The following is a 26,329-nucleotide window of genomic DNA, read 5'->3' on the forward strand; positions in this document are numbered from 1 at the left end:
TAAAATTTGATTATTTTTACTTTACTAACCAATATTTCATGGATTTATTTATTTACCTATTTGCCGCTCTTTTCTCAGTACTAAACCCAATTGGAACAGTACCCATTTTTGTTGGATTAACACAGCATGATTCACAAAAAGAACGTTCGAGAATTTCTTTATGGACTGCCATAAATGTTGGTATTATTTTATTAGTTTCTTATTTCATTGGCCAATATGTTTTAACTTTTTTTGGAATTAGTATTGATGCACTTCGAATCGCCGGCGGAATTGTAATTGTAAATTCTGGTTTTTCGTTACTTTCTGGTAAATTCAATAAGAAGCGAGGTATCAATAAAAAAATTGAAAACGAAGTACAACAAAGAAACGACATTGCCTTAACTCCATTAGCAATTCCGATGCTTGCTGGTCCCGGATCAATTTCTTTGTTAATTGCATTTTATCAGGAACATCATCAAATGGAAGAAATCCTTTTTTCTTGTCTTGCGATTTTAGCAATAGCTGTTGTAATTTTTGTTATTCTAAAAAGTGCACATTATCTGGCAAGAATTTTAGGTGCGTCTGGAATCGTTGCTATTTCAAGAATTGTTGGCTTTATTGTAATCTCTATTGGGATTCAATACATTGTAAGCTCGATCGTAAATATCATAAAAGGAAACTTAATGTAATTTATCTTTTAAAAACAAAAAAAGGGATAAAACTAATGTTTCTATCCCCTTTTAATTTTATATAAAATCTTAATTTCTTGGCAAAAATACTTCAGCCATCATACATCTTGCACTTCCGCCTCCACAAGCTTCAATAGTATCTAAACTAGAACTCAAAATCTCTGCATGTTTCTCTAACTGCTGAATTTGCTTAGGAGTTAAACTTTGATGAGCTGACGCACTCATAACGATATATTTTTTATCGTTTGTACCACGAACTTCCAACATATTACCAGCAAAATTATTTACTTGATCTTCTGTAATTAAAATGATTTCTTTTTTATCATCTTTCAGATTATCTAAAACCATTTTTCTTTCTTTTTTATCATCGATACAATCTGCACAAATAACAGCAAATGTTTCTCCTAAACACATCATAACATTGGTATGATATATTAGTTTTCTTTCACCGTCAACTGTTTGAAAAGCTTCAAAAATTACCGGAGCATAATCAAAATCTTCGCAGAATTCTATAAATAATTCTTCATCAGCACGAGGAGATAGAGCACAATACGCTTTTGCATTAGCACGATCTAAAAGCAAACTTCCGGTTCCTTCTAAAAAATACCCATCATCTTCTGCAGATGTATAATCCATTATATTAGAAATTTCGAAACCTTTTTCTTCTAGTGTATCTAAAATATCTTCACGACGTTCCTGACGACGATTTTCGGCAAACATAGGATAAAGTGCTACATCTCCATTTTCATGAAAAGAAACCCAGTTGTTTGGGAAAATACTATCCGGAGTATCAGTTTCCAAAGTATCTTCGATTACGGTAACATCAACACCAACAGCTCTTAGTTTTTCAACAAAAGCATCAAATTCTTGTTGTGCTTTTGCATTCACAGTGCTTGGCAATAATCCATCTAATACTTTTTGGTAATAATTATTTACAGCAGTCTGCTCATTCATTCTGAAAGCAACTGGCCGAATCATTACGATTGCATTTGTAGTTTGTTTCATCTTTTATCTTTTTTGTTTCAGGTTTCAACTTTCACGTTTCACGTCTTGTACAAACTTGAAATTTGAAACCAAAAAACTATTTTTAGTCTCTAATTAATGGCAAAGTTGAACATCTTAACAACCCTTCTTGTTTTGCTATTTCTGCATAAGGGATCTCTTCCACTGTAAAACCTTTTGCACGAAGCCAATTATTTAAACGAGTGAAGTTCTTTTCAGAAACCACAACATTTGTATCGATCGAAAAGACATTTGAAAACATATTGTACATTTCTTCTCTTTCTATATGGAATAAATTTTCTTTTCCAAAAAGCTTAACTAAATACAAATAATCTGCCTCTTCACGAAAACCTCTTTTGTAGATAATGCCTTTATCTTTCCCAACAGGCTGAAAACAGCAGTCTAAATGTAGTGCATTATCACGTGCTTCTAATTTAGATTTAACTAAATCAAATTCTTTTACAATTTTATTTGGGAATAATTCTTTAATATAATTTACACCATGCATATTTGTTCTGGCCGTAATGTAATCTTTATAGTCGCTTCCTTTGTAAGTACCAATAAAAATATGATCATTCCAAAGCATGACGTCACCGCCTTCAATATGAACTTCTTCCGGCGGACGCACCACTTTTACTGGATTAATTTGATCAATAACATATTGAATTGCATCTAATTCACGTTCGCGATCTGGCAGAATATTCGATTTTACAAAAACATCATCAATTACAAATCCTATATCTCTTGCAAAAATCTGATTGTAGTTTTCGATCAACTCAGGACGATAAACTGTCACATTATACTTTTGAAAAACAGCATTAAAAGCATCCATTTCAGCAACCATATCTTTTTCTATTGGATATGTTCCTGCTTTAATATGTTCCAACGATTTAGGATCATAGGCTTCATCAATTGTAGGAGTTGGCCCATTATGAACGGCAGAACCCAAAACAACAGCCCGAAGCCTAGATGTTTCGTTCTTTACATTTAATTGCAACATAACATTATATATTTTGAGCAAATATAAAAAAAGCTTCACAGTTAAGTGAAGCTTTCGTTTTTTATTTATTAGACTTGAACTCTCTTAAAGGATGTCCAGTATAAATTTGTCTTGGCCTTCCAATTGGCTCTTTATTTTCACGCATTTCTTTCCATTGTGCGATCCAGCCTGGTAATCTTCCGATAGCAAACATTACAGTAAACATATCTGTTGGAATTCCTAACGCTCTGTAGATAATTCCAGAGTAGAAATCAACGTTTGGATATAAATTTCTTGATTTGAAGTAATCATCTTCAAGAGCTGCCTTTTCTAATTTTCTTGCAATATCTAAAATTGGATCTTCAACACCTAAAGTCTCTAATACTTCAGTTGCTGCTTTTTTGATGATTTTGGCTCTTGGATCAAAGTTTTTATAAACTCTGTGTCCGAATCCCATTAAACGGAATGGATCATTTTTATCTTTTGCTTTTGCTAAGAATTTATCAGTATCTCCACCGTCTTTATTAATTTCTTCTAACATTTCAAGTACCGCTTGGTTTGCACCACCATGAAGTGGTCCCCATAAAGCAGAAACTCCTGCAGAAACTGAAGCAAATAAACCAGCATGAGAAGAACCTACCATTCTTACTGTCGAAGTAGAACAGTTTTGTTCATGATCTGCATGAAGAATAAATAATTTATCTAAAGCATTAACAATAACCGGATTTGCTGCGTAAGGACCTGTTGGCAATTTAAACATTAATTGCATAAAGCTCTCAACATATCCTTTTGTATTATCGTAGTAGTTTAACGGATAACCCATAGATTTTCTATAAGTCCAAGTCGCAATCACAAGAAACTTTGCCATTGTTTTACAAATAGCTTCGTACATTTCTTTTTCATTATCAACATTTACCGCTTTTGGATTAAATGCTGTCAAAGCACTTGTTAAAGCAGATAAAACTCCCATTGGGTGGGCTGTTTTTGGAAAACCGTCAATAATATTTTTCATTTCTTCGTTTACCAAAGAATGTTTTCTAATATTATTTTCAAAATCTTCTAATTGTGCCGCAGTTGGCAATTCTCCAAAAATCAAAAGGTATGAAACTTCTAAGAAACTAGCTTTTTCTGCTAAATCTTCGATTGAATACCCTCTGTAGCGTAAAATTCCTTCTTCTCCATCCAAGAAAGTGATTTCACTTGTACAAGATCCTGAATTTTTATAACCCGGATCAATAGTAATAACACCTGTTAAATCACGTAATTTGTTAATATCGATAGCTGATTCGTTTTCGCTTCCTGTGATTACTGGAAGTTCAATCTTTTTACCATCTATTTCTAATGTAGCTATTTTTGACATAATATATTGGAAATAATTCTTTAAATAATAATTTACCAAATCTAATGAATTTAAGACTAATTAAAAAAAGAATACTGCTATGAATTTGTTAAAACTCCAAAAAAAAACCATTCGTTAGAAAACGAATGGTTTATCTTAATATAACTCTTATGATTATTTAATCTTAAAAGCATTTAAACCAGGAAAATAAGCTGTACTTCCTAATTCTTCTTCAATTCTTAATAACTGATTGTATTTTGCCATACGATCAGAACGAGAAGCAGAACCTGTTTTAATTTGTCCACAGTTTAACGCAACCGCTAAGTCAGCAATTGTATTATCTTCAGTTTCTCCTGAACGGTGAGACATTACTGATGTATAACCAGCGTTTTTCGCCATGTTTACAGCAGCAATAGTTTCAGTTAAAGTTCCAATTTGGTTAACTTTTACCAAGATTGAATTTGCGATTCCTTTTTCGATACCAGTTGACAAACGAGCAACATTAGTAACAAACAAATCATCACCTACTAATTGTACTTTATTTCCAATTTTCTCAGTTAAAGCTTTCCATCCATCCCAGTCATCTTCATACATACCATCCTCGATAGAGATAATTGGATATTTAGCTGCAAGTTCAGCTAAATAATCAGCTTGTTCAGCAGATGTTCTGATTTTTCCAGTTTCTCCTTCAAATTTAGTATAATCGTATTTACCATCAACATAAAATTCAGAAGCAGCACAATCAAGAGCAATCATAATTTCGTCACCGAAAGTATATCCTGCTTTTTCAACTGCTAATTTAATAGTATCTAAAGCATCTTCAGTACCACCAGCTAAGTTTGGAGCAAAACCTCCTTCGTCACCAACAGCTGTACTTAAACCTCTATCATGTAATACTTTTTTCAAGCTGTGGAAAATTTCAGTTCCCATTTGCATAGCATGTGTAAAAGAAGTAGCTTTTACTGGGAAAATCATAAATTCCTGGAATGCAATAGGCGCATCAGAGTGAGAACCACCATTGATGATATTCATCATTGGAACAGGTAATGTATTAGCAGAAACTCCACCTACATATCTGTATAAAGGCAATCCTAATTCGTTTGCAGCAGCTTTAGCAGCAGCTAAAGAAACTCCTAAAATTGCATTAGCTCCTAATTTAGACTTATTTGGAGTTCCATCTAAATCGATCATTAATTGATCAATAGTGTTTTGTTCAAAAACAGAAGTTCCAACTAATTCTTCAGCAATAACAGTATTTACATTGTTCACTGCATTTAAAACTCCTTTTCCAAGATAAGCTTTACCTCCGTCACGTAATTCAACAGCTTCGTGCTCTCCAGTTGATGCTCCAGATGGAACAGCTGCTCTACCTAAAACTCCGTTTTCAGTTACTACATCAACCTCGATAGTAGGATTTCCTCTGGAATCCAAAATTTGTCTTGCGTGAACTTTAATTATAATACTCATTATTTTTGTTTTTTATTAATAGATTATAGATTTTTTTTCGAAATTATAAAAATATTTAATATTAAAAACGCTTTTTCTCTACTAAACACCTTTATTTATTAACTACATCGTTTTAGACACAGCTAGTTTTATATTCTCAACAAATTGATCAAATAAATATGACGAATCGTGCGGTCCCGGACTTGCTTCTGGGTGATATTGCACTGAAAAACAATTCTTGTTTTTCATTCTCATACCTGCAACAGTATCATCATTTAAATGTATATGTGTAAGCTCTAATTCCGGATGACCTTCCAAAGCCTCTCTTTTTACAGCAAATCCATGATTTTGAGAAGTAATTTCACCTTTACCTGTTAAAAGATTTTTTACAGGGTGATTAATACCTCTATGTCCCCCAAACATTTTATAAGTCTGTACTCCATTTGCCAAAGCAATAATTTGGTGTCCTAAACAAATTCCGAACAAAGGCCTGTCATCAGCAATGATTTTTTTAGCAACTTCAATTACTCCATGTAATGGATCCGGATCTCCAGGTCCATTCGATAAGAAAAATCCATCTGGATTAAATGAATTCAAATCTTCGTAAGTAGCATCGTATGGAAAAACTTTAATATAACAGTCTCTCTTTGCAAAGTTTCTTAAAATGTTTTTCTTAATTCCTAGATCAAGTGCAGAAATTCTATATGTTGCATTTTCGTCTCCAACAAAATATGGTTCTTTGGTAGAAACTTTTGAAGCTAATTCTAAACCTTCCATGTTTGGAACATTTGCTAATTCTTTTTTCAAATCCTCAATTGAAGTTCCATCTGTACAAATAACAGCATTCATTGCACCATTATCTCGGATATAACTAACAAGAGCTCTAGTATCTACATCTGAAATACAAATTAAATTTTGTTTAGCGAAATAATCTTCTAAACTTCCAGAAGCACCTACTCTTGAATAATTAAAACTAAAATTTTTACAAACTAAACCAGCAATCTTTACATCTTCTGATTCAACTTCAAGATCATTCACACCGTAATTACCAATGTGAGGGTTAGTAGTTACCATAATTTGTCCAAAATAAGAAGGATCTGTAAAAATCTCCTGATATCCTGTCATTCCAGTATTAAAACAAACTTCACCAAAAGTTTTACCGCTGATTCCGATAGATTTACCATGAAAAATAGTTCCATCGCTTAGTAATAAAATGGCGCTTTGTCGTGTTGTGTATTTCATTGTTTAATTTGTATTGTTTTTAATCGTATTATGAAACTTTTAGAGTTCCATTGTAATTAGATATTTTGCAAATTTACTTCTTTAAAAGAGTGCTGCCAAGATTTTTTAAAATTTTCATTCATAAAAATAAAACCTTGACAATGAAATAAGTTAAATTTTACTCTTCTAAAAAAATCAAAAAAAAAGGATAAACTAAAAATTAGCTTATCCTTGATTTCTATAGAATCATTACTTTCATAATTATTCAGAAGCTTCAGTAGTCGATTCTGATTCAGCTGCAGGAGCTTCAGGAGCAGTACCTTCAGCTTTTTTAGCTTTACCACCACGACGGCTTTTAGCTTTTTTAACTTCTTTTTTACCTCCGTTGTAAAGTTCATTGAAATCTACAAGTTCGATCATCGCCATATCAGCGTTATCTCCCAAACGATTTCCAACTTTAATGATACGAGTGTATCCTCCTGGACGGTCTCCTACTTTAGCAGCTACATCTCTGAACAAATCAGTTACAGCATATTTGCTACGTAAGTATGCAAAAACAATACGACGATTGTGAGTCGTATCTTCTTTTGATTTTGTGATTAAAGGCTCAACAAATTGTTTAAGCGCTTTAGCTTTAGCAACAGTAGTATTAATACGTTTGTGCTCGATAAGAGAACAAGCCATATTAGCTAACATAGCTTTTCTATGTCCAGTCTGTCTGCTTAAGTGATTGATTTTTTTTCCGTGTCTCATTGCTATTTTAAATTTAACCCGCCGAAGCGGATTGAATTATTCTTTATCTAGTTTGTATTTAGCTAAATCCATTCCAAAAGTTAAATTCTTCACTGCAACAAGTTCATCAAGTTCAGTTAAAGATTTTTTACCGAAATTACGGAATTTCATTAGGTCATTTTTATTGAACGATACTAAATCACCAAGTGTATCAACTTCAGCCGCTTTCAAGCAATTTAATGCTCTTACAGATAAATCCATATCAACAAGCTTAGTTTTAAGCAATTGTCTCATATGCAATGACTCTTCATCATACGATTCTGTTTGTGCAATTTCGTCAGCCTCAAGTGTAATTCTTTCATCAGAAAACAACATGAAATGGTGAATTAAAACTTTAGCAGCTTCAGTAAGAGCATCTTTTGGATTAATAGATCCATCAGTTTTGATTTCAAAAACTAATTTTTCGTAATCTGTTTTTTGCTCTACACGGAAATTTTCGATTGCATATTTTACATTTTTTACCGGAGTAAAAATAGAATCTGTAAAAATCGTTCCAATTGCAGCATTCTGTTTTTTGTTCTCTTCAGCAGGAACGTATCCTCTACCTTTTTCGATTGTTAAATCGAAGTTCAATTTGATTTTAGAATCTAAATTACAGATAACAAGGTCTGGATTCAAAACTTGAAAACCTGAGATAAATTTTTGAAAATCACCTGCTGTTAATTGATCTTTACCAGAAACAGAAATAGTAACTGATTCATTATCGATATCTTCGATCTGACGTTTAAAACGTACTTGTTTTAGATTAAGGATAATTTCGGTAACATCTTCAACAACACCTGAAATAGTAGAAAACTCATGATCTACACCTTCGATACGAACAGATGTAATTGCATAACCTTCTAACGCTGAAAGCAAAACTCTTCTAAGTGCATTACCAACTGTCAATCCGTAACCAGGTTCTAAAGGTCTAAATTCAAATTTACCTTCAAAATCGGTTGAATCGATCATGATAACTTTATCGGGCTTTTGAAAATTAAATATTGCCATAAATTTCGACTAAGTCAATTATTATTTGTTGTACAACTCTACGATTAATTGTTCTTTAATGTTTTCTGGAATTTGAAGTCTCGCAGGTACAGAAACAAAAGTTCCTTCTTTAAGATCATTGTTCCAAGTAATCCATTCATAAACATGACTTGAATTTGATAAAGAACGCTCGATAGCTTCTAAAGATTTAGATTTTTCACGAACTGCAACTTTATCACCAGGTTTTAGGTGGTAAGAAGGAATGTTTACAACTTCTCCGTTTACAGTAATGTGTCTGTGAGATACAATTTGACGAGCACCTCTTCTAGATGGAGCAATTCCCATTCTAAAAACAACATTATCTAATCTTGCTTCACATAGTTGTAATAAAACTTCACCAGTTACACCTTTAGTAGCTGATGCTTTTTCGAATAAATTTCTGAATTGTTTTTCTAAAATTCCATAAGAATATTTAGCTTTTTGCTTTTCCATTAATTGAACAGCATATTCAGATTTTTTTCCTCTTTTCTTAGCCATCCCGTGTTGTCCAGGTGGGTAATTTCTTTTTTCGAAAGACTTATCATCTCCGAAGATTGCTTCGCCAAATTTACGAGCGATTTTGGTTTTTGGACCAGTATATCTTGCCATTTTAAAAAAATTTTAAGGTAGAGATTATGAATTCAGGTCTAATCCTCCGATAATCTATATTCTACCTTGATTATACTATAAAAATAAAAAAATTAAACTCTACGTCTTTTTGGAGGACGACATCCGTTGTGAGGCATTGGAGTAACATCAATAATTTCAGTAACTTCAATTCCACCGTTATGAATAGAACGGATAGCAGACTCACGTCCGTTACCTGGTCCTTTTACATAAACTTTTACTTTTTTAAGTCCTGCCTCAAGAGCTACTTTGCTGCAATCTTCTGCTGCCATCTGAGCTGCGTACGGAGTATTCTTTTTAGAACCTCTGAAACCCATTTTACCAGCTGAAGACCAAGCAATAACTTCACCTTTCTTATTTGTCAAAGAAATGATAATATTGTTGAAAGTCGAAGAAATATGAGCTTCACCCGTTGATTCAACGATAACTTTACGTTTTTTTGCAGTTGCTTTAGCCATATTACTTATTATTTAGTTGCTTTTTTCTTGTTAGCAACAGTTTTTCTTTTTCCTTTTCTTGTTCTAGAGTTGTTTTTAGTTCTTTGACCTCTTAATGGAAGACCAGATCTATGACGAATACCTCTATAACAACCAATATCCATTAAACGTTTGATGTTCAAAGAAACTTCAGAACGTAATTCTCCTTCAATTTTGTAAAATGAAACAGCATCACGAATCGCTCCGATCTCGTCATCATTCCAATCTTGAACTTTTTTATCCTGGCTAACTTGAGCTTTCTCTAAAATCTCAATAGCTCTACTTTTTCCTAATCCGAAGATGTAGGTAAGTGCAATAACACCTCTTTTGTTTTTTGGGATATCTACCCCTGCTATTCTTGCCATAATTATCCTTGTCTTTGTTTAAATCTAGGATTCTTTTTGTTTATCACGTACAATCTTCCTTTTCTACGCACGATAATGCACTCGGCACTTCTCTTTTTTACTGATGCTCTAACTTTCATACTGAATATCTTTTAATATCGATAAGTAATTCTTGCTTTTGACAAATCGTAAGGGCTCATTTCCAATTTCACTTTATCACCAGGTAATAACTTGATATAATGCATTCGCATCTTTCCAGAAATATGAGCAATTACTATATGTCCATTTTCTAACTCCACACGGAACATAGCATTTGATAATGCTTCAATGATTGATCCGTCTTGTTCTATTGCTGATTGTTTTGCCATAAATAATATTAAGCTACTGCTTTTCTATTTTTACCAGTCTTCATTAAACCATCATAATGTTTGTTTAACAAGTATGAATTGATTTGTTGAATAGTGTCTATTGCAACCCCAACCATAATTATTAATGAGGTACCTCCAAAAAACATCGCCCAAGATTGTTGTACATCCATAATACTTACAACAATAGCTGGGAACACAGCAATCAAAGCAAGGAATAAAGATCCTGGGAAAGTTATTAAAGACATCACTTTATCTAAGAAATCTGAAGTTTCAGCTCCTGGACGAACTCCCGGAATAAAACCACCGCTTCTTTTTAAATCATCAGCCATTTTGTTAGTAGGTACAGTGATTGCAGTATAAAAGAATGTAAATACAATAATTAAAGTTGCAAAAACAAAATTATACCAGAAACCAAACATATTACTAAATGCACCAACAATTGATTGTGATGTATCTGACTTAGACAGTCCAGCTACAGCTGCAGGGATAAACATAATTGCCTGAGCAAAAATGATAGGCATAACTCCAGAAGCATTAAGCTTAAGAGGAATCCATTGTCTATTACCACCTGCCAAATCTTGCTCGTAATCACCAGTTGTAGTACGACGAGCGTATTGAACCGGGATTCTACGTACTGCCATAGTAAGCAATACACAAGAAATGATTACTAATAACCACACAATAATTTCAATAACTAACAACATTGGACCACCATTGTTATTGGTAACTCTCGTTGTAAACTCTTGAATAAAAGCTTGTGGTAAACGAGCTAAGATACCAACCATGATTAATAATGAAATTCCATTTCCAATACCTTTATCTGTAATTTTCTCACCAAGCCACATAGCAAAAATTGTACCTGTAACTAAAATGATAACTGACGAGAACAAAAATTCTGGTGAATTAAAGCCTAGTAGAAAAGCACTACCAGGCAATGTTCTGTATAAATTATAGATATAAGTTGGACCTTGAACCAGTGTAATAGCTATAGTCAACCAACGAGTGATTTGATTAATCTTTTTTCTACCACTTTCTCCATCGTTTTGAAGTTTTTGTAAATAAGGAATAGCAATTCCCATTAACTGAACAACAATAGATGCAGAAATATAAGGCATGATACCTAAAGCAAAAACTGAAGCTTTAGAGAAAGCACCCCCAGTAAACATGTCTAGGATAGATCCTAAACCATTTTTAGTTTGTCCCGCTAAACCTGTTAATTGAGTTGCGTCAATTCCAGGAAGCGTAACGTGTGCACCAAAACGATATACTAAAAGTAATCCTAATGTAATTAAGATTCTGTTTTTCAGTTCTTCGATTTTCCAAACATTACTTAGTGATTCAATAAATTTCTTCATCTTAATAGATAAGTTATATAGTTACAGCTTCACCACCAGCAGCTTCAATAGCAGCTTTTGCAGTAGCAGTAAATTTGTGGGCAGTTACTTTTAATTTTGCTTTCAATTCACCTCTACCTAAAATCTTAACGATTTCATTTTTTGAAGCTAGACGATTAGCTACGAAATCTGTCATAGAAACAGAATCTGTAATCACACCATTGTCTACTAATAATTGAAGCGTATCTAAATTAACACCTTCGTATTCTTTACGATTGATGTTTTTGAAACCAAACTTAGGAACACGTCTTTGAAGTGGCATTTGTCCACCCTCAAAACCAATCTTTTTAGAATAACCAGAACGAGATTTAGCCCCTTTGTGACCTCTTGCAGCAGTGCCACCTTTTCCAGAACCTTCTCCTCTACCTACTCTTTTATTTTGATTGTGCGTTGATCCTTCAGCAGGCTGTAAGTTACTTAAATTCATAACAGTATTTGTTATTTAGCTTCTTCTACAGAAACTAAGTGTTTAACTTTGTTTATCATCCCAAGGATAGCAGGATTTGACTCATGCTCCACAACTTGTCCTAATTTACGTAGACCTAAAGCTTCTAAACCTCTCTTTTGAGAAAGAGGACAGTTGATCTTGCTTCTTACTTGTTTTACTAATAATTTAGCCATAATTTCCTTGATTAACCTTTAAAAACTTTTTCTAAAGAAACTCCTCTCTGTTTTGCAACAGTATGAGCGCTTCTCATTTGTAATAAAGCATCAAAAGTTGCTTTAACTACGTTATGAGGATTTGATGATCCTTGAGATTTAGATAATACGTCGTGAATACCTACTGATTCAAGAACTGAACGAACAGCTCCACCAGCAATAACTCCTGTACCATGAGAGGCAGGGATTAAGAATACACGCGCACCACCAAATTTACCTTTTTGTTCGTGAGGAACAGATTGTCCGTTCAAAGGAATTCTAACTAAGTTTTTCTTAGCATCTTCTACTGCTTTCGCAATTGCTTCAGAAACGTCTTTAGATTTTCCTAATCCGTGACCAACTACTCCATTTTCATCACCTACAACTACAATAGCAGAAAAACCAAAAGCTCTACCTCCTTTTGTAACTTTAGTAACACGATTTACACTAACTAGACGATCTTTAAGTTCAAGACCACTAGGTTTTACCAATTCTACATTTTTGTATTTAGACATAATATATTAGAATTTAAGTCCAGCGGCTCTTGCGCCTTCTGCTAATGATTTAATACGACCGTGATATAAATATCCACCTCTATCAAAAGTGATGGTATCTATCCCAGCTTTTAACGCTTTCTCTGCAACTAGTTTTCCAACAGCGGCAGCGATTTCAACGTTAGTACCTTTTGCTATTTCTTTTTCTCTTGAAGATGCAGCTAATATAGTAACTCCATTTACATCATCAATAAGTTGAGCGTAAATTTCTTTGTTACTTCTAAATACAGACAATCTTGGCTTAGCAGCAGAACCACTAATCGTTTTTCTAATTCTGAATTTAATTCTCTGTCTTCTTTCAGATTTTGTTAATGACATAATCTTATATTTTAAGCTGATTTACCTGCTTTTCTTCTTAATACTTCACCCACAAATTTAACACCTTTTCCTTTGTACGGCTCTGGCTTACGGAAACCTCTGATTTTCGCTGCAACTTGCCCTAAAAGTTGTTTATCAAATGATGTTAATTTTACAATTGGGTTCTTACCTTTTTCAGATATTGTTTCTAAACTTACTTCTGGAGCAATTTCTAAAACAATATTGTGAGAATATCCAAGAGCTAAATCTAATTTTTGTCCTTGGTTTGAAGCTCTATAACCAACTCCAACTAATTCTAGTTCTTTTGTGAAACCTTCAGATACACCAACAACCATATTACTGATCAAAGATCTGAATAATCCGTGTTTTGCTCTATGGTCTTTATGATCAGACGATCTTTCTACTAAAACTTGATCGCCTTCAACAGTTACATTTACGTCCGAAAACTCCTGAACTAGTTGACCTTTTTTTCCTTTTACTGTAATAATACCGTCTTTAACTTCTACAGTTACACCAGCAGGGATTACAATTGGGCTTTTACCTATTCTTGACATCTTATCTAGTGTTTAAAATTAGTATACGTAACAAATTACTTCACCACCTACATTTAACTGCTTAGCTTGTTTTCCTGTCATCAAACCTTTTGATGTAGAAACAATAGCAATTCCTAATCCGTTAAGGATTCTTGGTAATTTGGCAGCACCTGCGTACTTACGTAAACCAGGTTTACTAATTCTTTGGATATCTTTAATTACAGGCTCTTTAGTATCTTTATCATACTTTAAAGCAATTTTGATAGAACCTTGAACCGTGTTCTGCTCAAATTTGTAACTTAAGATATAACCTTGATCGAATAAGATCTTAGTTATTTCTTTTTTAAGATTAGAAGCTGGAATTTCAACAACTTTGTGGTTTGCAGCCACAGCATTACGAACTCTAGTCAAATAATCTGCAATAGGATCTGTATACATATGTATTTGATTGCGATTATGGTTTTCAGGAAGCACCCGCTTCCTGAACCTTTAATCAATTTATAAACTTTTTTAAATTACCAGCTGGCTTTTTTTACACCTGGAATTAATCCATTGTTAGCCATTTCACGGAAAGTTACACGAGAGATTCCGAATTGACGGATATAACCTCTTGGTCTTCCAGTTAATTTGCAACGATTGTGTAAACGAACAGGTGAAGCATTTTTAGGTAATCTTTGTAAACCTTCATAGTCTCCAGCTTCTAATAAAGCTTTTCTCTTTTCAGCATACTTAGCTACCGTTTTCTCTCTTTTCACCTCGCGGGCTTTCATTGATTCTTTAGCCATGTCTTAATTCTTTTTAAAAGGTAATCCTAATTCAGCCAATAATGACTTTGCTTCCTTGTCTGTTTTTGCAGTAGTAACAAATGTAATATCCATTCCTGAAATTTTATTTACTTTGTCAATATCAATTTCTGGGAAAATGATTTGCTCTAAAACTCCAAGATTGTAGTTACCTCTTCCGTCGAAACCAGTAGCTTTAATACCACCAAAATCTCTAACACGTGGTAAAGCAGAAGTAATAAGTCTATCTAAAAACTCATACATTCTTTCTCCACGTAAAGTAACTTTTGCTCCAATAGGCATCCCTTTTCTTAATTTGAAAGACGCAACGTCTTTCTTAGAAATTGTAGATACTGCTTTTTGTCCAGTGATCTTAGTTAACTCATCAACTGCATAGTCAATAAGTTTTTTATCAGATACAGCTGCACCAACTCCACGGCTCAAAACGATTTTTTCAAGTTTAGGAACTTGCATTACGTTTGTATATCCGAACTCTTCTTTAAGAGCAGAGATTACTCTACTCTTATATTCTTCTTTTAGTCTAGGTGTATATGCCATTACTATAGTACTTGATTAGATTTTTTTGAAAATCTTACTTTCTTATCTCCTTCTACTCTAATACCTACTCTAGTTGTTTCCTTAGTTTTAGGATCAATTAAAGCAATGTTAGAAATTTGAATAGAAGCCTCTTTCTTAACGATACCACCTTGAGGGTTTTTAGCACTTGGTTTAGTATGTTTTGAAACCAGGTTTACACCTTCAACGATCGCTTTGTTTTTTTCACGGTAAACACGTAAAACTTTACCTTCAGCACCTTTATGGTCTCCAGCAATAACTCTTACGATATCTCCTGATTTTATTTTTAGCTTTATCATCTTAAAACGAATTAAAGCACTTCTGGTGCTAATGATACAATTTTCATGAATTGTTTTTCACGAAGTTCTCTTGCTACCGGACCAAAAACACGAGTTCCTCTCATTTCCCCTGCAGCATTCAAAAGAACACATGCATTGTCATCGAAACGGATATAAGAACCATCAGCTCTTCTCACTTCTTTTTTAGTACGCACAACAACTGCAGTTGAAACCGCTCCTTTTTTTACGTTTCCGTTTGGAGTTGCATCTTTGATAGAAACTACAATTTTGTCACCAACAGAGGCATATCTTCTTTTAGTACCTCCTAAAACACGAATAGTTAAAACTTCTTTAGCTCCCGTGTTATCTGCTACTTTTAGTCTTGATTCTTGTTGTACCATAATTATTTAGCTCTTTCTAAGATTTCAACTAATCTCCAACATTTCGTTTTACTTAAAGGACGCGTTTCGCTAATTCTTACAGTATCACCAATGTTACAGTCGTTTGTTTCGTCGTGTGCAACATATTTCTTAGTTTTCAACACGAACTTACCGTATAATGGGTGTTTTACTTTTCTTACTTCTGAAATAACGATAGATTTATCCATCTTATTTGAAGTAACAACACCTATTCTTTCTTTTCTTAAATTTCTTTTTTCTTCCATCTTTCAGCAGAATACAATTATTGTAACTCTCTTTTAGTTAACTCTGTAGCTAATCTAGCAACTGTTCTTCTAACGCTTCTAATTCGAAGTGGGTTAGCAATTGGAGAAATAGCGTGAGCCATTTTTAGGTCAGCATATACTTTCTTAGTTTGACTAAGCTTTTCTTGCAACTCCGCTGCAGAAAGATCTTTTATTTCTGATTGTTTCATAATAAATATAAATTATGCTTCGAAATCTCTAGCAACGACGAACTTAGTTTTTACTGGAAGTTTTTGAGCTGCAAGACGTAAAGCCTCTTTTGCAACTGACAATGGAACCCCTCCAACTTCAAACATAATTCTTCCTGGTTTAACAACAGCAGCCCAATATTCAACTGCTCCTTTACCTTTACCCATACGTACTTCAAGAGGTTTCTTAGTGATAGGTTTGTCTGGGAAAATTTTAATCCACAATTGTCCTTCTCTTTTCATGTAACGAGTTGCAGCGATACGCGCAGCTTCGATTTGACGTGAAGTTAAGAACATTCCATCTTCATGCACAGATTTAATACCAAACATTCCATTTGAAAGTTCATGCCCTCTTTGAGAGTTACCCTTCATTCTACCTTTTTGTACCTTACGGTATTTTGTTCTTTTAGGCTGTAACATTTTTCTTTAGTTTAAAAATTTACTTTCTTTTACGAGCGTCTGGTTTTCCACCTTTATTAAAGTTAGATTTACCTCTAGGGGCATCTCCACCTTTACCACCGCCAGTACCAGATTGTTTTTTATCCATTCCAGCAAGTGGAGAAAGATCTCTCTTTCCATAAACTTCACCTTTCATGATCCATACTTTGATACCCATTCTACCGTAAGTAGTGTGAGCTTCAGCCAAAGCATAATCAATATCAGCTCTGAAAGTTGATAGAGGAATTCTACCTTCTTTGAAACCTTCAGAACGCGCCATCTCAGCACCATTCAAACGACCAGAAATCAAAACTTTGATACCTTCAGCGTTCATACGCATAGAAGCAGCAATAGCCATTTTGATTGCACGTCTGTAAGAAATACGGCTTTCGATTTGACGAGCGATGCTTGTCGCCACAAGATAAGCATCTAACTCAGGTCTTTTAATTTCAAAGATGTTAATTTGAACCTCTTTATCAGTAACTTTCTTAAGTTCCTCTTTTAACTTGTCTACCTCTTGTCCGCCTTTTCCGATAATGATACCAGGTCTAGCAGTAGTGATAGTAACGGTTACAAGCTTTAAAGTTCTCTCGATGATTACTTTAGATACACTAGCTTTTGATAAACGAGCGTGGATATACTTTCTGATTTTGTGATCTTCAGCTAATTTATCGCCGTAATCATTTCCACCATACCAGTTTGAGTCCCATCCTCTGATGATACCAAGTCTATTTCCAATTGGATTTGTCTTTTGTCCCATGCTGCTTAAGAATTGCTTTGTGTGTTATTGATAGCTCCAAGCACGATTGTTACGTGATTAGAACGTTTTCTTATTCTGTGTGCACGACCTTGTGGAGCTGGACGAAGTCTTTTTAACATCATTCCACCATCTACTCTGATCTCTTTAACAAATAATCCAGCTTCTTCTAAATTACCTTCACTATTTTTTTGCTCCCAGTTGTTGATTGCAGATAATAATAGTTTTTCTAATTTTCTTGAAGCTTCTTTAGAACTGAATCTTAAGATGTTAAGTGCTCTTTCTACCTTCTGACCTCTTACCAAGTCCGCTACTAAGCGCATTTTTCTAGGTGAAGTAGGGCAGTTATTCAATTTTGCGAAAGCGATAGACTTATTAGCCTCTTTTCTCGCATCTGCTGTTTCTCTTTTACGAACTCCCATTGCTTCTTTTATTTTTTACCTTTATTTTTTGCTCCAGCATGACCTCTAAAAGATCTAGTTGGCGAAAACTCTCCTAATTTGTGACCTACCATGTTTTCTGTTACGTAAACTGGTACAAATTGACGACCGTTATGAACTGCGATAGTTTGTCCAACGAAATCCGGAGTAATCATAGAAGCTCTAGACCAAGTCTTAACTACACTATTTTTACCACTTTCTACGTTTTCTTGAACTTTCTTGTCTAATTTATAATGAACGAAAGGTCCTTTTTTTAATGAACGTGCCATATCTTATTATTTCTTTCTACGTTCTACGATATACTTGTTACTCGGGTTTTTCTTAGAACGAGTTCTGTAACCTTTAGCTGGCAATCCGTTTCTTGAACGTGGGTGCCCTCCAGAAGAACGTCCTTCACCACCTCCCATAGGGTGATCAACTGGGTTCATCGCTACTGGTCTAGTTCTAGGTCTTCTTCCTAACCATCTTGTTCTACCTGCTTTTCCAGATACAACTAATTGGTGGTCAGAGTTAGAAACAGCTCCAATTGTAGCCGAACAAGTTAACAAGATTAATCTTGTTTCTCCAGATGGCATTTTAATTGTTGCGTATTTCCCGTCTCTTGCCATTAACTGAGCAAAAGTTCCAGCTGAACGAGCAATTACAGCTCCTTGTCCTGGACGTAACTCAATACAAGATATAACAGTTCCAAGAGGAATTCTGCTTAAAGGTAAAGTATTACCAATCTCTGGTTGAGATTCTGGACCAGAAACTAATTTCTGACCAACTTTCAATCCGTTTTGAGCGATAATATAAGTTTTCTCTCCATCAGCATAAGCTAATAAAGCGATAAACGCAGTACGATTTGGATCATATTCGATTGATTTCACTGTAGCTGGAATTCCATCTTTAGTTCTTTTGAAATCAATAATACGATATCTCTGCTTGTGACCACCACCCGTATAACGCATGGTCATCTTTCCTTGACTATTTCTACCTCCTGAGTTTTTTATCGGCGCTATCAAAGAGCGTTCCGGCTTATCAGTTGTAATAGCGTCATAACCATTCACAACTCTAAATCGCTGACCCGGGGTAATAGGTTTTAATTTTCTTACTGACATTTTTCTATCTTAGATATTGTTGTAAAAATCAATTGTTTCTCCTTCTTGTACTTGAACAATTGCTTTTTTGATTGCATTTGTCTTTCCACTGATTAAACCACTTTTAGTGTATTTAGTAGATCTGTCTGGTCTCACATTCATTGTGTTAACAGAAACGATAGTTACTCCATAAGCAGCTTCAACAGCTTTCTTAATTTGAACTTTGTTTGCTTTTTTGTCAACAACGAATCCGAAACGGTTAAGAACTTCACTTTCTTTGGTTACTTTTTCAGTTACTATAGGTCTAATTATGATACTCATACTCCTATTATTTACTTAAATTTTCTTCAATTAACTCTAAAGAACCCTCCAAAAGCACTAAATTATTAGTGTTTAATATTGCGTAAGTGCTTAATTCTGAGCTAGTTACGACATTAGAGGCCTTTAAATTGCGTGACGACAAATATACATTTTTATTTGACTCACCCAACACAAATAGAGATTTTTTATTTTCTAACCCTAAAGCTTTCAAAACGTTAATGAAATTTTTAGTGTTTGGCGCTTCAAAATTAAAGTCTTCAAGAACGATAATATTCGACTCTTTTGCTTTGATAGAGAAAGCTGATTTTCTAGCCAATCTTTTTAAGTTTTTATTCAATTTGAATGAATAACTTCTTGGTCTTGGCCCGAAAACTGTTCCTCCACCTTTAAACAAAGGATTCTTAACACTTCCCGCACGAGCCGTACCCGTACCTTTTTGTTTTTTAATCTTACGCGTACTTCCAGTTACTTCAGCTCTTTCTTTAGCTTTATGAGTACCTTGTCTTTGATTAGCAAGATATTGCTTAACATCAAGATATACTGCGTGATTGTTTGGTTCAATTGCGAATACTGAATCAGAAAGTTGAACTTTTCTTCCAGTATCTTTTCCGTTGAAATCTAATACTTTTACTTCCATTACTTCTGAATGATTACGTAAGAGTTTTTGTGTCCTGGAATACATCCTTTAACAACAAGTAGATTCTTTTCAGCAACTACTTTTAAAACTCTAAGGTTTTGAACTTTTACATTATCTCCTCCCATTCTTCCAGCCATACGCATTCCTTTGAATACTCTAGACGGATAAGAAGATGCTCCTACAGAACCTGGCGCTCTTAAACGGTTGTGCTGACCATGTGTAGCTTGCCCAACCCCACCAAAACCGTGACGTTTAACAACACCTTGGAAACCTTTACCTTTAGACACACCTTGCACGTCTACAAACTCTCCTTCTTCAAAAATAGAAACATCAATAAGATCTCCTAATTTTTGCTCAGTTGCAAAATCTTGGAATTCAACGACTTTTTTCTTAGCAACAGTTCCAGCTTTTTTAAAGTGCCCTAAAGCAGCTTTAGTAGAATGTTTCTCGTTTTTGTCATCGAAACCAAGTTGCAACGCTTCATACCCGTCAACCTCGTTGGTTCTGACTTGGGTAACAACACATGGTCCAGCTTCGATTACTGTACAAGGAATGTTTTTCCCGTTTTCGTCGAAAATACTAGTCATGCCGATTTTTTTACCAATTAACCCAGACATAAATATTAATTATTAATTACTAAAATTCCCTTCAATTTGAAAATAACAGAAATTTCCAAACAGGGAGTGCAAAAGTAGACATTAAAATTGAATATACCAAACAGTTACAAAAATTAAATCGCTCATAATCAAAATCCAAGCCTCAAACCAGCATCAAAAACAACTTTTTCTAATCTAATTTTTCAAACTCTTTTACCCTTTTACAATCGACTTACGCCTAACAATTAATTAACAAAACAACAACAAAAATCATCTGAATAGCTTTAAAACAAAGGGCTTTACAAAAATTGGTGAAAAAAAATATTAAACATATAACATCTTAAAATCACACAAAAAAGCCTATAATTCAAAAACAAAAAAAGCGAGACATTTCTGACTCGCTTTTTATATAAAAAATATAATAAAATTATACTTTAATCTCTACTTCAACACCACTTGGTAACTCAAGTTTCATTAAAGCATCAATAGTTTTAGATGAAGATGAATAAATATCAATCAATCTCTTGTATGACATTACTTCAAATTGCTCTCTCGCTTTTTTGTTAACGTGCGGAGAACGCAATACAGTGAAAAGTTTTTTGTGAGTTGGCAACGGGATTGGACCTGTCACAACTGCTCCAGTAGTTTTTACTGTTTTTACGATCTTTTCAGCAGATTTATCTACCAACATGTGATCGTAAGATTTTAGTTTTATTCTGATTTTTTGACTCATTTTCTTAAAATTAAGCGTTACCTTTTGCTTTTTTGATTACCTCTTCTGAAATATTAGAAGGTGTTTCTGCATAGTGAGAAAACTCCATTGTAGAAGTAGCTCTACCAGAAGATAATGTTCTTAATGTAGTTACATATCCAAACATTTCTGATAAAGGCACATCAGCCTTAATAGTTTTTGCACCATTTCTATCACCCATATCATTAACCTGACCTCTACGACGGTTCAAGTCACCTACAATATCACCCATGTTTTCTTCTGGAGTAATAACTTCGATTTTCATGATTGGCTCAAGAATAACAGCTCCAGCAGCGCGTCCAGACTCTTTATAACCCATTCTTGCAGCTAATTCAAAAGATAATGCATCAGAATCCACAGGGTGGAAAGATCCATCAGTTAAAGTTACTTTTAAACTATCCACAGCATATCCTGCTAATGGACCAGTTTTCATAGCTTCTCTAAATCCTTTTTCAACAGCAGGGATATATTCTTTAGGAACGTTACCACCTTTTACAGCATTGATAAATTGTAATCCAACTGGAACTTTACCATCAACTTCATCAGCAGGCTCAATTGTAAATACGATATCACCGAATTTACCACGACCTCCAGATTGTTTCTTGTAAGTCTCTCTATGTGTTGCAGATCTTGTAAACGCTTCTTTGTATTCAACTTGAGGCTCACCTTGGTTTACTTCAACTTTAAATTCACGTTTCATACGATCTACTAAGATATCTAAGTGAAGCTCACCCATACCAGAAATAATTGTCTGCCCTGAAGCCTCATCAGTTCTAACTGTAAATGTCGGATCCTCTTCAGCCAATTTAGCTAAAGCCATACCCATTTTATCAACGTCAGCTTTTGTTTTTGGCTCAATAGCAATACCAATTACAGGATCCGGGAATTTCATAGATTCCAATACAATTGGATTCTTTTCATCACAAAGAGTATCTCCTGTTTTAATATCTTTAAATCCAACAGCAGCTCCAATATCTCCAGCCTCAATAAATTCGATTGGATTTTGCTTGTTCGCGTGCATTTGGTAAATACGAGAAATTCTTTCTTTATTTCCAGAACGAGTATTTAAAACATAAGAACCTGCATCTAAACGCCCAGAGTAAGCACGGAAGAAAGCTAAACGACCAACGAATGGATCAGTAGCAATTTTAAATGCTAAAGCAGCAAATGGCTCTTTAACATCTGGCTTACGCAAGATTTTAGTTTGATCCTCTTCTAATAAATCAGCATCATCAGGATGAATACCTTCAATACCTTCTTTATCTAAAGGAGATGGTAAATACTTACAAACTGCATCCAACATAAATTGAACACCTTTGTTTTTGAAAGACGAACCAGCAAGCATTGGAATAATTGCCATATCAATAGTAGCAGCTCTTAATGCATTATTGATTTCTTCTTCTGAAATAGAATTTTCATCTTCCATGTATTTATCCAAAAGATTCTCGTCATAAGTAGCAATCTCTTCGATAAGAATAGAACGATAGTGTTTTACTTCGTCAACCATATCAGCAGGTATATCAACGATATCAAAAGTAGCTCCTTGTGTTTCATCATGCCATACAATAGCTTGATTTTTTACTAAGTCAACAATACCTTTAAAATCCGCTTCATCACCAATAGGTAAAGTAATTGCAACCGCATTCGATTTCAACATATCTTTAACCTGTCCGCATACAGCTAAAAAGTTAGCACCTTGACGGTCCATTTTGTTTACGAATCCCATACGAGGAACTCTATATTGATCTGCAAGTCTCCAGTTAGTCTCTGATTGAGGCTCAACACCATCAACAGCACTAAACAAGAAAACTAAACCATCAAGTACACGTAAAGAACGATTTACCTCTACAGTAAAGTCAACGTGCCCAGGAGTATCAATAATATTGAAGTGATAAGGTAATGATTGAGGAATAACTTTTCCCTGCTCAGTTGGAAAGTTCCAAGTACAAGTTGTAGCAGCAGACGTAATTGTAATACCTCTTTCTTGCTCTTGCGCCATCCAGTCCATTGTCGCAGCACCATCGTGCACCTCACCAATTTTGTGTGATTTTCCAGTATAAAAAAGAATACGCTCAGTAGTTGTTGTTTTACCAGCATCAATGTGAGCAGCAATCCCGATATTTCTTGTATATTTTAAATCTCTAGCCATTTCTTTACGAATTAAAATCTAAAGTGAGAGAATGCTTTATTAGCCTCTGCCATTTTGTGAGTATCCATTCTTTTCTTAACCGCAGCACCTTCTTCTTTAGCAGCAGCTAAACACTCTGATGCTAAACGTTGTGCCATAGATTTTTCATTTCTTCTTCTAGCATAAAGTATTAACCACTTCATAGCCATAGAAATTTTTCTGTCCGGACGAATCTGCATTGGGATTTGGAATGTAGCTCCACCAACTCTACGGCTACGCACTTCTACGTGAGGCATAACGTTTGTTAAAGCATCTTTCCAAATTTCTAATGAAGTTTTTTCATCATTTTGCTTTTTAGTTTCGATGATATCAATAGCATCATAAAATACTTTAAAAGCTGTAGATTTCTTACCATCCCACATTAAGTTATTCACAAAACGTGTTACTAATTGGTCGTTAAACCTAGGATCCGGTAAAAGTGGTCTTTTCTTTGCCGCTCTTTTTCTCATGTCTTTTTCTTAAAAGTTTTTAAATTACTTTTTTGCTTCTTTTGGGCGTTTAGCACCGTACTTAGATCTTCTTTGCGTTCTTCCCGCAACACCTGACGTATCAAGCGCTCCACGAACGATATGATATCTAACACCTGGTAAATCTTTTACCCTTCCGCCTCTAACTAATACTATCGAGTGCTCTTGTAGATTGTGTCCTTCTCCAGGAATGTAAGCATTCACCTCATTACCATTTGTCAAACGCACACGCGCAACTTTACGCATTGCAGAGTTTGGTTTTTTTGGTGTAGTAGTGTAAACACGCGTACAAACCCCTCTTCTTTGAGGACAAGAATCTAAAGCAACCGATTTACTCTTCTTAGTTATCTGAGTTCTTCCTGTTCTTACTAATTGTTGAATTGTTGGCATAATTAATACTAAAAATTAATATGATATTAAATTCCCGCTTTTTACGGGGTTGCAAATGTATAAAATAAATTTCACTATACAAACGTTAATCTATTAATTTTCAACAACATTATTTAATTGTATGTTTTTACAAACAAACAATAGATATTTGCATCACATATAACCAAACAAAAAACTTTATTCTTGAAACTGTTTTTTCAAACCTTCTTTTTCATTTTAATAAGCACCTCGGCTTACACTCAAAACTTTTACCTAAAAATAAACGGTTCGAATATCCTTGAAAACAAAACTATTGACTCTTTATCCTACACAACAATCCACCATAACACGAAATCACTTTTCGACGAAATTAAAAACATTTCTAAAAAACTTTCAAAAGAAGGCTATATAGACAACAAGATTATTGAAACTAAAAAAACAAATGACAGTACATACATTTCCGTTTTCGAATTAAAAAACAAAATAAAATACATTCATATATATATAGGTACAAATTATACCATTTCTAATTTTAAAAAGAAACAAAACGACACCGTAATCATACCTTATAGTGAAATCGAAAGCTATTTAGAAAAAGAAACTTCAATTGCCGAAAAATCAGGTTATTCACTCAACAAAATCAAACTTGAAAACATACAAAGAAAAAACGCAATAATTTATGCCGATCTGAATTTCAAAAAAGAAAAAAAACGAGTCATAAATTCAATCATCCTAAATTACACAAATCAGAGTTCAACTGATTTCTTTCCTAAAGGTCATCTAAAACAACTCAACAAAAAATATCTAAATAAAACTTTTAATCAAGAAACATTAAAAGAGCTTTACGAAGACATTAATAATTTCGAATTTGTTTCACAAACAAAATATCCTGAAATACTTTTTACGAATGACTCTACAAAAATCTATACTTATATAGAAAAAAGAAAAGCAAACACTTTTGATGGATTTATTGGATTTTCAAACAATGAAGACAAAAAAATAAGATTGAATAGCTACTTAGACGCTTCATTAATAAACACTCTCCATGCTGGGGAACATTTTTCATTATACTGGAAAAGCGACGGAAATCAACAAAAAACTTTTAACACCAAATTAGAAATACCCTACATATTTAAAACTTCGCTCGCAATAAAGGCACAGTTAAATATTTTTAAACGAGACAGCACTTTTCAAAATACAAAAACAGCTATCGAACTGGGATATCTCTTAAATTACAATTCAAAAATTTACCTAGGCTACCAAGCAACAGAATCAAGCGACATCCAAAACACAAACAATTCAAAAATAAGCGACTTTAAGAATTCATTTATTACATCAAATTACGAATACAAGAAAATTGACCAAACCAACACTCTTTTTCCATTAAAGTCTTTTTTTAACTGCACATTAGGATACGGAAAAAGAAACACCAACAACTTGCCAGAAACAGCAGAACCAAGCAGTCAATTTTACACAAATCTAAATTTAGCATACAACATCGAACTGAACAAAAAGAATTTAATATACATCAACCCACAACTTCTTTATCTAAAAAGCACAAATTACATAAACAATGAACTGTTTCGCTTTGGCGGAATGAATTCGATTAGAGGATTTGCAGAAAACAGCTTACAAGGCAACAGTATAAATTTACTATTAACAGAATATCGCTTTCTGGCAAATCAAAATCTTTATCTTCATTCAATTTTAGATTACGGCCTATACCAAGATCAAACATCTCCTGAAAATAAAAAATTCAACAATCTAGTTTCAGTTGGAATAGGAGTCGGAATATTAACATCAAACGGACTTCTAAAACTAACAATAGCAAATGGCACAATAAACAACAGCAATATTAAATTCTACAATAGCATTTTAAACTTATCCTATAATGTAAAATTCTAATTCAAATACCATAAAACACAAACACCTGAGAGTTAAAAAAAGATATTAACCTCTAAAAAAAACACAATTAAAACCTCATTGTTAAATTATCATAAAGTCATTTTTTAACAAAAAAAATAAAATTACACTTCTGCGTTTTTTATACA

Annotated in this window: 39 protein-coding genes; 2 read left to right on the forward strand and 37 right to left on the reverse strand. The window is 33.9% G+C overall.

The genetic code is table 11. The features are described from left to right. Nucleotides 1-38 precede the first annotated feature (38 nt). On the forward strand, nucleotides 39-668 hold the full coding sequence (locus tag FJOH_RS01920) for a MarC family NAAT transporter (protein WP_044047404.1): 630 nt from the start codon (nucleotides 39-41) through the stop codon (nucleotides 666-668). 69 nt (nucleotides 669-737) lie between these two features. Here the strand turns inward: FJOH_RS01920 and ctlX are convergent, their stop codons facing one another. The 37 genes from ctlX to rpsL all read right to left on the reverse strand — a co-directional run bounded on the left by ctlX (nucleotide 738) and on the right by rpsL (nucleotide 24,299). Then, the gene (gene ctlX, locus FJOH_RS01925) at nucleotides 738-1,673 is read right to left on the reverse strand and encodes a citrulline utilization hydrolase CtlX (RefSeq protein ID WP_012022471.1); all 936 of its coding nucleotides are present in this window, start codon (nucleotides 1,671-1,673) and stop codon (nucleotides 738-740) included. An 82-nt stretch (nucleotides 1,674-1,755) separates the two neighbouring features. After that, a complete protein-coding gene (locus FJOH_RS01930) occupies nucleotides 1,756-2,670 on the reverse strand; it encodes a dimethylarginine dimethylaminohydrolase family protein (protein ID WP_012022472.1) in 915 nt (304 codons plus the stop codon). A 61-nt stretch (nucleotides 2,671-2,731) separates the two neighbouring features. Next, nucleotides 2,732-4,009 carry a citrate synthase gene (locus FJOH_RS01935; protein ID WP_012022473.1) on the reverse strand — a complete coding sequence of 426 codons (1,278 nt, stop codon included), beginning with the start codon at nucleotides 4,007-4,009 and terminating at the stop codon, nucleotides 2,732-2,734. 153 nt (nucleotides 4,010-4,162) lie between these two features. Next, complete coding sequence (gene eno, locus FJOH_RS01940) at nucleotides 4,163-5,455, reverse strand: phosphopyruvate hydratase (protein WP_012022474.1); 1,293 nt, start codon at nucleotides 5,453-5,455, stop codon at nucleotides 4,163-4,165. Nucleotides 5,456-5,557: 102 nt separating this feature from the next. Beyond that, on the reverse strand, nucleotides 5,558-6,676 hold the full coding sequence (gene carA, locus FJOH_RS01945; RefSeq protein WP_012022475.1) for a glutamine-hydrolyzing carbamoyl-phosphate synthase small subunit: 1,119 nt from the start codon (nucleotides 6,674-6,676) through the stop codon (nucleotides 5,558-5,560). 240 nt (nucleotides 6,677-6,916) lie between these two features. Further along, nucleotides 6,917-7,408, reverse strand: coding sequence for a 50S ribosomal protein L17 (gene rplQ, locus FJOH_RS01950; RefSeq protein WP_012022476.1), 492 nt, complete (start codon nucleotides 7,406-7,408; stop codon nucleotides 6,917-6,919). Between the two features lie 36 nt (nucleotides 7,409-7,444). Next, nucleotides 7,445-8,437, reverse strand: a complete 993-nt coding sequence (locus tag FJOH_RS01955) for a DNA-directed RNA polymerase subunit alpha (RefSeq protein ID WP_008464329.1) — start codon at nucleotides 8,435-8,437, stop codon at nucleotides 7,445-7,447. A 21-nt stretch (nucleotides 8,438-8,458) separates the two neighbouring features. Further along, on the reverse strand, nucleotides 8,459-9,064 hold the full coding sequence (gene rpsD / locus FJOH_RS01960; RefSeq protein WP_008464326.1) for a 30S ribosomal protein S4: 606 nt from the start codon (nucleotides 9,062-9,064) through the stop codon (nucleotides 8,459-8,461). A gap of 92 nt (nucleotides 9,065-9,156) precedes the next feature. Further along, nucleotides 9,157-9,540, reverse strand: coding sequence for a 30S ribosomal protein S11 (rpsK, locus tag FJOH_RS01965; RefSeq protein WP_012022477.1), 384 nt, complete (start codon nucleotides 9,538-9,540; stop codon nucleotides 9,157-9,159). Nucleotides 9,541-9,548: 8 nt separating this feature from the next. Next, the gene (gene rpsM / locus FJOH_RS01970) at nucleotides 9,549-9,923 is read right to left on the reverse strand and encodes a 30S ribosomal protein S13 (protein WP_012022478.1); all 375 of its coding nucleotides are present in this window, start codon (nucleotides 9,921-9,923) and stop codon (nucleotides 9,549-9,551) included. 2 nt (nucleotides 9,924-9,925) lie between these two features. After that, nucleotides 9,926-10,042, reverse strand: coding sequence for a type B 50S ribosomal protein L36 (gene ykgO / locus FJOH_RS26420; RefSeq protein ID WP_002987490.1), 117 nt, complete (start codon nucleotides 10,040-10,042; stop codon nucleotides 9,926-9,928). A 12-nt stretch (nucleotides 10,043-10,054) separates the two neighbouring features. Continuing rightward, on the reverse strand, nucleotides 10,055-10,270 hold the full coding sequence (gene infA, locus FJOH_RS01975; protein WP_007136545.1) for a translation initiation factor IF-1: 216 nt from the start codon (nucleotides 10,268-10,270) through the stop codon (nucleotides 10,055-10,057). Nucleotides 10,271-10,278: 8 nt separating this feature from the next. Then, nucleotides 10,279-11,625 (reverse strand): preprotein translocase subunit SecY, encoded by a 1,347-nt coding sequence (gene secY, locus FJOH_RS01980; protein WP_012022479.1) that lies wholly within the window; start codon nucleotides 11,623-11,625, stop codon nucleotides 10,279-10,281. A 13-nt stretch (nucleotides 11,626-11,638) separates the two neighbouring features. Beyond that, entirely contained in the window at nucleotides 11,639-12,091 is a 453-nt protein-coding gene (rplO, locus tag FJOH_RS01985) for a 50S ribosomal protein L15 (protein WP_012022480.1), read from the reverse strand. 11 nt (nucleotides 12,092-12,102) lie between these two features. Further along, a complete protein-coding gene (rpmD, locus tag FJOH_RS01990) occupies nucleotides 12,103-12,285 on the reverse strand; it encodes a 50S ribosomal protein L30 (RefSeq protein ID WP_012022481.1) in 183 nt (60 codons plus the stop codon). Between the two features lie 11 nt (nucleotides 12,286-12,296). Then, entirely contained in the window at nucleotides 12,297-12,821 is a 525-nt protein-coding gene (gene rpsE / locus FJOH_RS01995) for a 30S ribosomal protein S5 (RefSeq protein WP_085949269.1), read from the reverse strand. A gap of 3 nt (nucleotides 12,822-12,824) precedes the next feature. Continuing rightward, entirely contained in the window at nucleotides 12,825-13,175 is a 351-nt protein-coding gene (gene rplR / locus FJOH_RS02000) for a 50S ribosomal protein L18 (RefSeq protein WP_012022482.1), read from the reverse strand. Between the two features lie 11 nt (nucleotides 13,176-13,186). Further along, on the reverse strand, nucleotides 13,187-13,729 hold the full coding sequence (gene rplF, locus FJOH_RS02005; RefSeq protein WP_012022483.1) for a 50S ribosomal protein L6: 543 nt from the start codon (nucleotides 13,727-13,729) through the stop codon (nucleotides 13,187-13,189). A gap of 18 nt (nucleotides 13,730-13,747) precedes the next feature. Further along, nucleotides 13,748-14,146, reverse strand: coding sequence for a 30S ribosomal protein S8 (rpsH, locus tag FJOH_RS02010; protein ID WP_008464306.1), 399 nt, complete (start codon nucleotides 14,144-14,146; stop codon nucleotides 13,748-13,750). A 77-nt stretch (nucleotides 14,147-14,223) separates the two neighbouring features. After that, nucleotides 14,224-14,493, reverse strand: coding sequence for a 30S ribosomal protein S14 (gene rpsN / locus FJOH_RS02015; RefSeq protein WP_008464305.1), 270 nt, complete (start codon nucleotides 14,491-14,493; stop codon nucleotides 14,224-14,226). A gap of 3 nt (nucleotides 14,494-14,496) precedes the next feature. Next, nucleotides 14,497-15,048, reverse strand: a complete 552-nt coding sequence (gene rplE, locus FJOH_RS02020; RefSeq protein ID WP_012022484.1) for a 50S ribosomal protein L5 — start codon at nucleotides 15,046-15,048, stop codon at nucleotides 14,497-14,499. Between the two features lie 2 nt (nucleotides 15,049-15,050). Then, on the reverse strand, nucleotides 15,051-15,365 hold the full coding sequence (gene rplX, locus FJOH_RS02025; protein WP_008464300.1) for a 50S ribosomal protein L24: 315 nt from the start codon (nucleotides 15,363-15,365) through the stop codon (nucleotides 15,051-15,053). 11 nt (nucleotides 15,366-15,376) lie between these two features. Next, entirely contained in the window at nucleotides 15,377-15,745 is a 369-nt protein-coding gene (gene rplN, locus FJOH_RS02030; protein WP_007803649.1) for a 50S ribosomal protein L14, read from the reverse strand. Nucleotides 15,746-15,747: 2 nt separating this feature from the next. Beyond that, entirely contained in the window at nucleotides 15,748-16,008 is a 261-nt protein-coding gene (rpsQ, locus tag FJOH_RS02035; RefSeq protein ID WP_012022485.1) for a 30S ribosomal protein S17, read from the reverse strand. 17 nt (nucleotides 16,009-16,025) lie between these two features. Further along, nucleotides 16,026-16,217 carry a 50S ribosomal protein L29 gene (gene rpmC / locus FJOH_RS02040; RefSeq protein ID WP_012022486.1) on the reverse strand — a complete coding sequence of 64 codons (192 nt, stop codon included), beginning with the start codon at nucleotides 16,215-16,217 and terminating at the stop codon, nucleotides 16,026-16,028. A gap of 12 nt (nucleotides 16,218-16,229) precedes the next feature. Then, nucleotides 16,230-16,655 carry a 50S ribosomal protein L16 gene (gene rplP, locus FJOH_RS02045; RefSeq protein WP_008464295.1) on the reverse strand — a complete coding sequence of 142 codons (426 nt, stop codon included), beginning with the start codon at nucleotides 16,653-16,655 and terminating at the stop codon, nucleotides 16,230-16,232. A gap of 19 nt (nucleotides 16,656-16,674) precedes the next feature. After that, nucleotides 16,675-17,433 (reverse strand): 30S ribosomal protein S3, encoded by a 759-nt coding sequence (rpsC, locus tag FJOH_RS02050; RefSeq protein WP_012022487.1) that lies wholly within the window; start codon nucleotides 17,431-17,433, stop codon nucleotides 16,675-16,677. Nucleotides 17,434-17,438: 5 nt separating this feature from the next. Next, entirely contained in the window at nucleotides 17,439-17,852 is a 414-nt protein-coding gene (gene rplV, locus FJOH_RS02055; RefSeq protein WP_007803631.1) for a 50S ribosomal protein L22, read from the reverse strand. A gap of 8 nt (nucleotides 17,853-17,860) precedes the next feature. Beyond that, nucleotides 17,861-18,139, reverse strand: a complete 279-nt coding sequence (gene rpsS / locus FJOH_RS02060) for a 30S ribosomal protein S19 (RefSeq protein WP_012022488.1) — start codon at nucleotides 18,137-18,139, stop codon at nucleotides 17,861-17,863. 6 nt (nucleotides 18,140-18,145) lie between these two features. Further along, entirely contained in the window at nucleotides 18,146-18,970 is an 825-nt protein-coding gene (gene rplB / locus FJOH_RS02065) for a 50S ribosomal protein L2 (protein WP_008464287.1), read from the reverse strand. Between the two features lie 9 nt (nucleotides 18,971-18,979). Then, complete coding sequence (gene rplW, locus FJOH_RS02070; RefSeq protein ID WP_012022489.1) at nucleotides 18,980-19,270, reverse strand: 50S ribosomal protein L23; 291 nt, start codon at nucleotides 19,268-19,270, stop codon at nucleotides 18,980-18,982. Between the two features lie 7 nt (nucleotides 19,271-19,277). Beyond that, nucleotides 19,278-19,907: a 50S ribosomal protein L4 gene (gene rplD / locus FJOH_RS02075; protein WP_012022490.1), complete on the reverse strand. Its 630-nt coding sequence runs from the start codon at nucleotides 19,905-19,907 to the stop codon at nucleotides 19,278-19,280. Continuing rightward, nucleotides 19,907-20,524, reverse strand: a complete 618-nt coding sequence (gene rplC, locus FJOH_RS02080; RefSeq protein ID WP_012022491.1) for a 50S ribosomal protein L3 — start codon at nucleotides 20,522-20,524, stop codon at nucleotides 19,907-19,909. Before rplC ends, rplD begins: the two co-directional genes overlap by 1 nt. Before the next feature lie 406 nt (nucleotides 20,525-20,930). Further along, nucleotides 20,931-21,236, reverse strand: coding sequence for a 30S ribosomal protein S10 (gene rpsJ, locus FJOH_RS02085; RefSeq protein WP_007803605.1), 306 nt, complete (start codon nucleotides 21,234-21,236; stop codon nucleotides 20,931-20,933). Nucleotides 21,237-21,246: 10 nt separating this feature from the next. After that, on the reverse strand, nucleotides 21,247-23,403 hold the full coding sequence (gene fusA / locus FJOH_RS02090) for an elongation factor G (RefSeq protein ID WP_012022492.1): 2,157 nt from the start codon (nucleotides 23,401-23,403) through the stop codon (nucleotides 21,247-21,249). 11 nt (nucleotides 23,404-23,414) lie between these two features. Beyond that, nucleotides 23,415-23,891 (reverse strand): 30S ribosomal protein S7, encoded by a 477-nt coding sequence (gene rpsG / locus FJOH_RS02095; RefSeq protein WP_012022493.1) that lies wholly within the window; start codon nucleotides 23,889-23,891, stop codon nucleotides 23,415-23,417. A 24-nt stretch (nucleotides 23,892-23,915) separates the two neighbouring features. Continuing rightward, entirely contained in the window at nucleotides 23,916-24,299 is a 384-nt protein-coding gene (rpsL, locus tag FJOH_RS02100; protein WP_007136570.1) for a 30S ribosomal protein S12, read from the reverse strand. Between the two features lie 183 nt (nucleotides 24,300-24,482). Here rpsL and FJOH_RS02105 point away from each other — a divergent pair, with 183 nt between their 5' ends. Beyond that, a complete protein-coding gene (locus tag FJOH_RS02105) occupies nucleotides 24,483-26,183 on the forward strand; it encodes a BamA/TamA family outer membrane protein (RefSeq protein WP_012022494.1) in 1,701 nt (566 codons plus the stop codon). Nucleotides 26,184-26,329: the final 146 nt, after the last annotated feature.

This window comes from Flavobacterium johnsoniae UW101, assembly GCF_000016645.1.
Lineage (GTDB): Bacteria > Bacteroidota > Bacteroidia > Flavobacteriales > Flavobacteriaceae > Flavobacterium > Flavobacterium johnsoniae.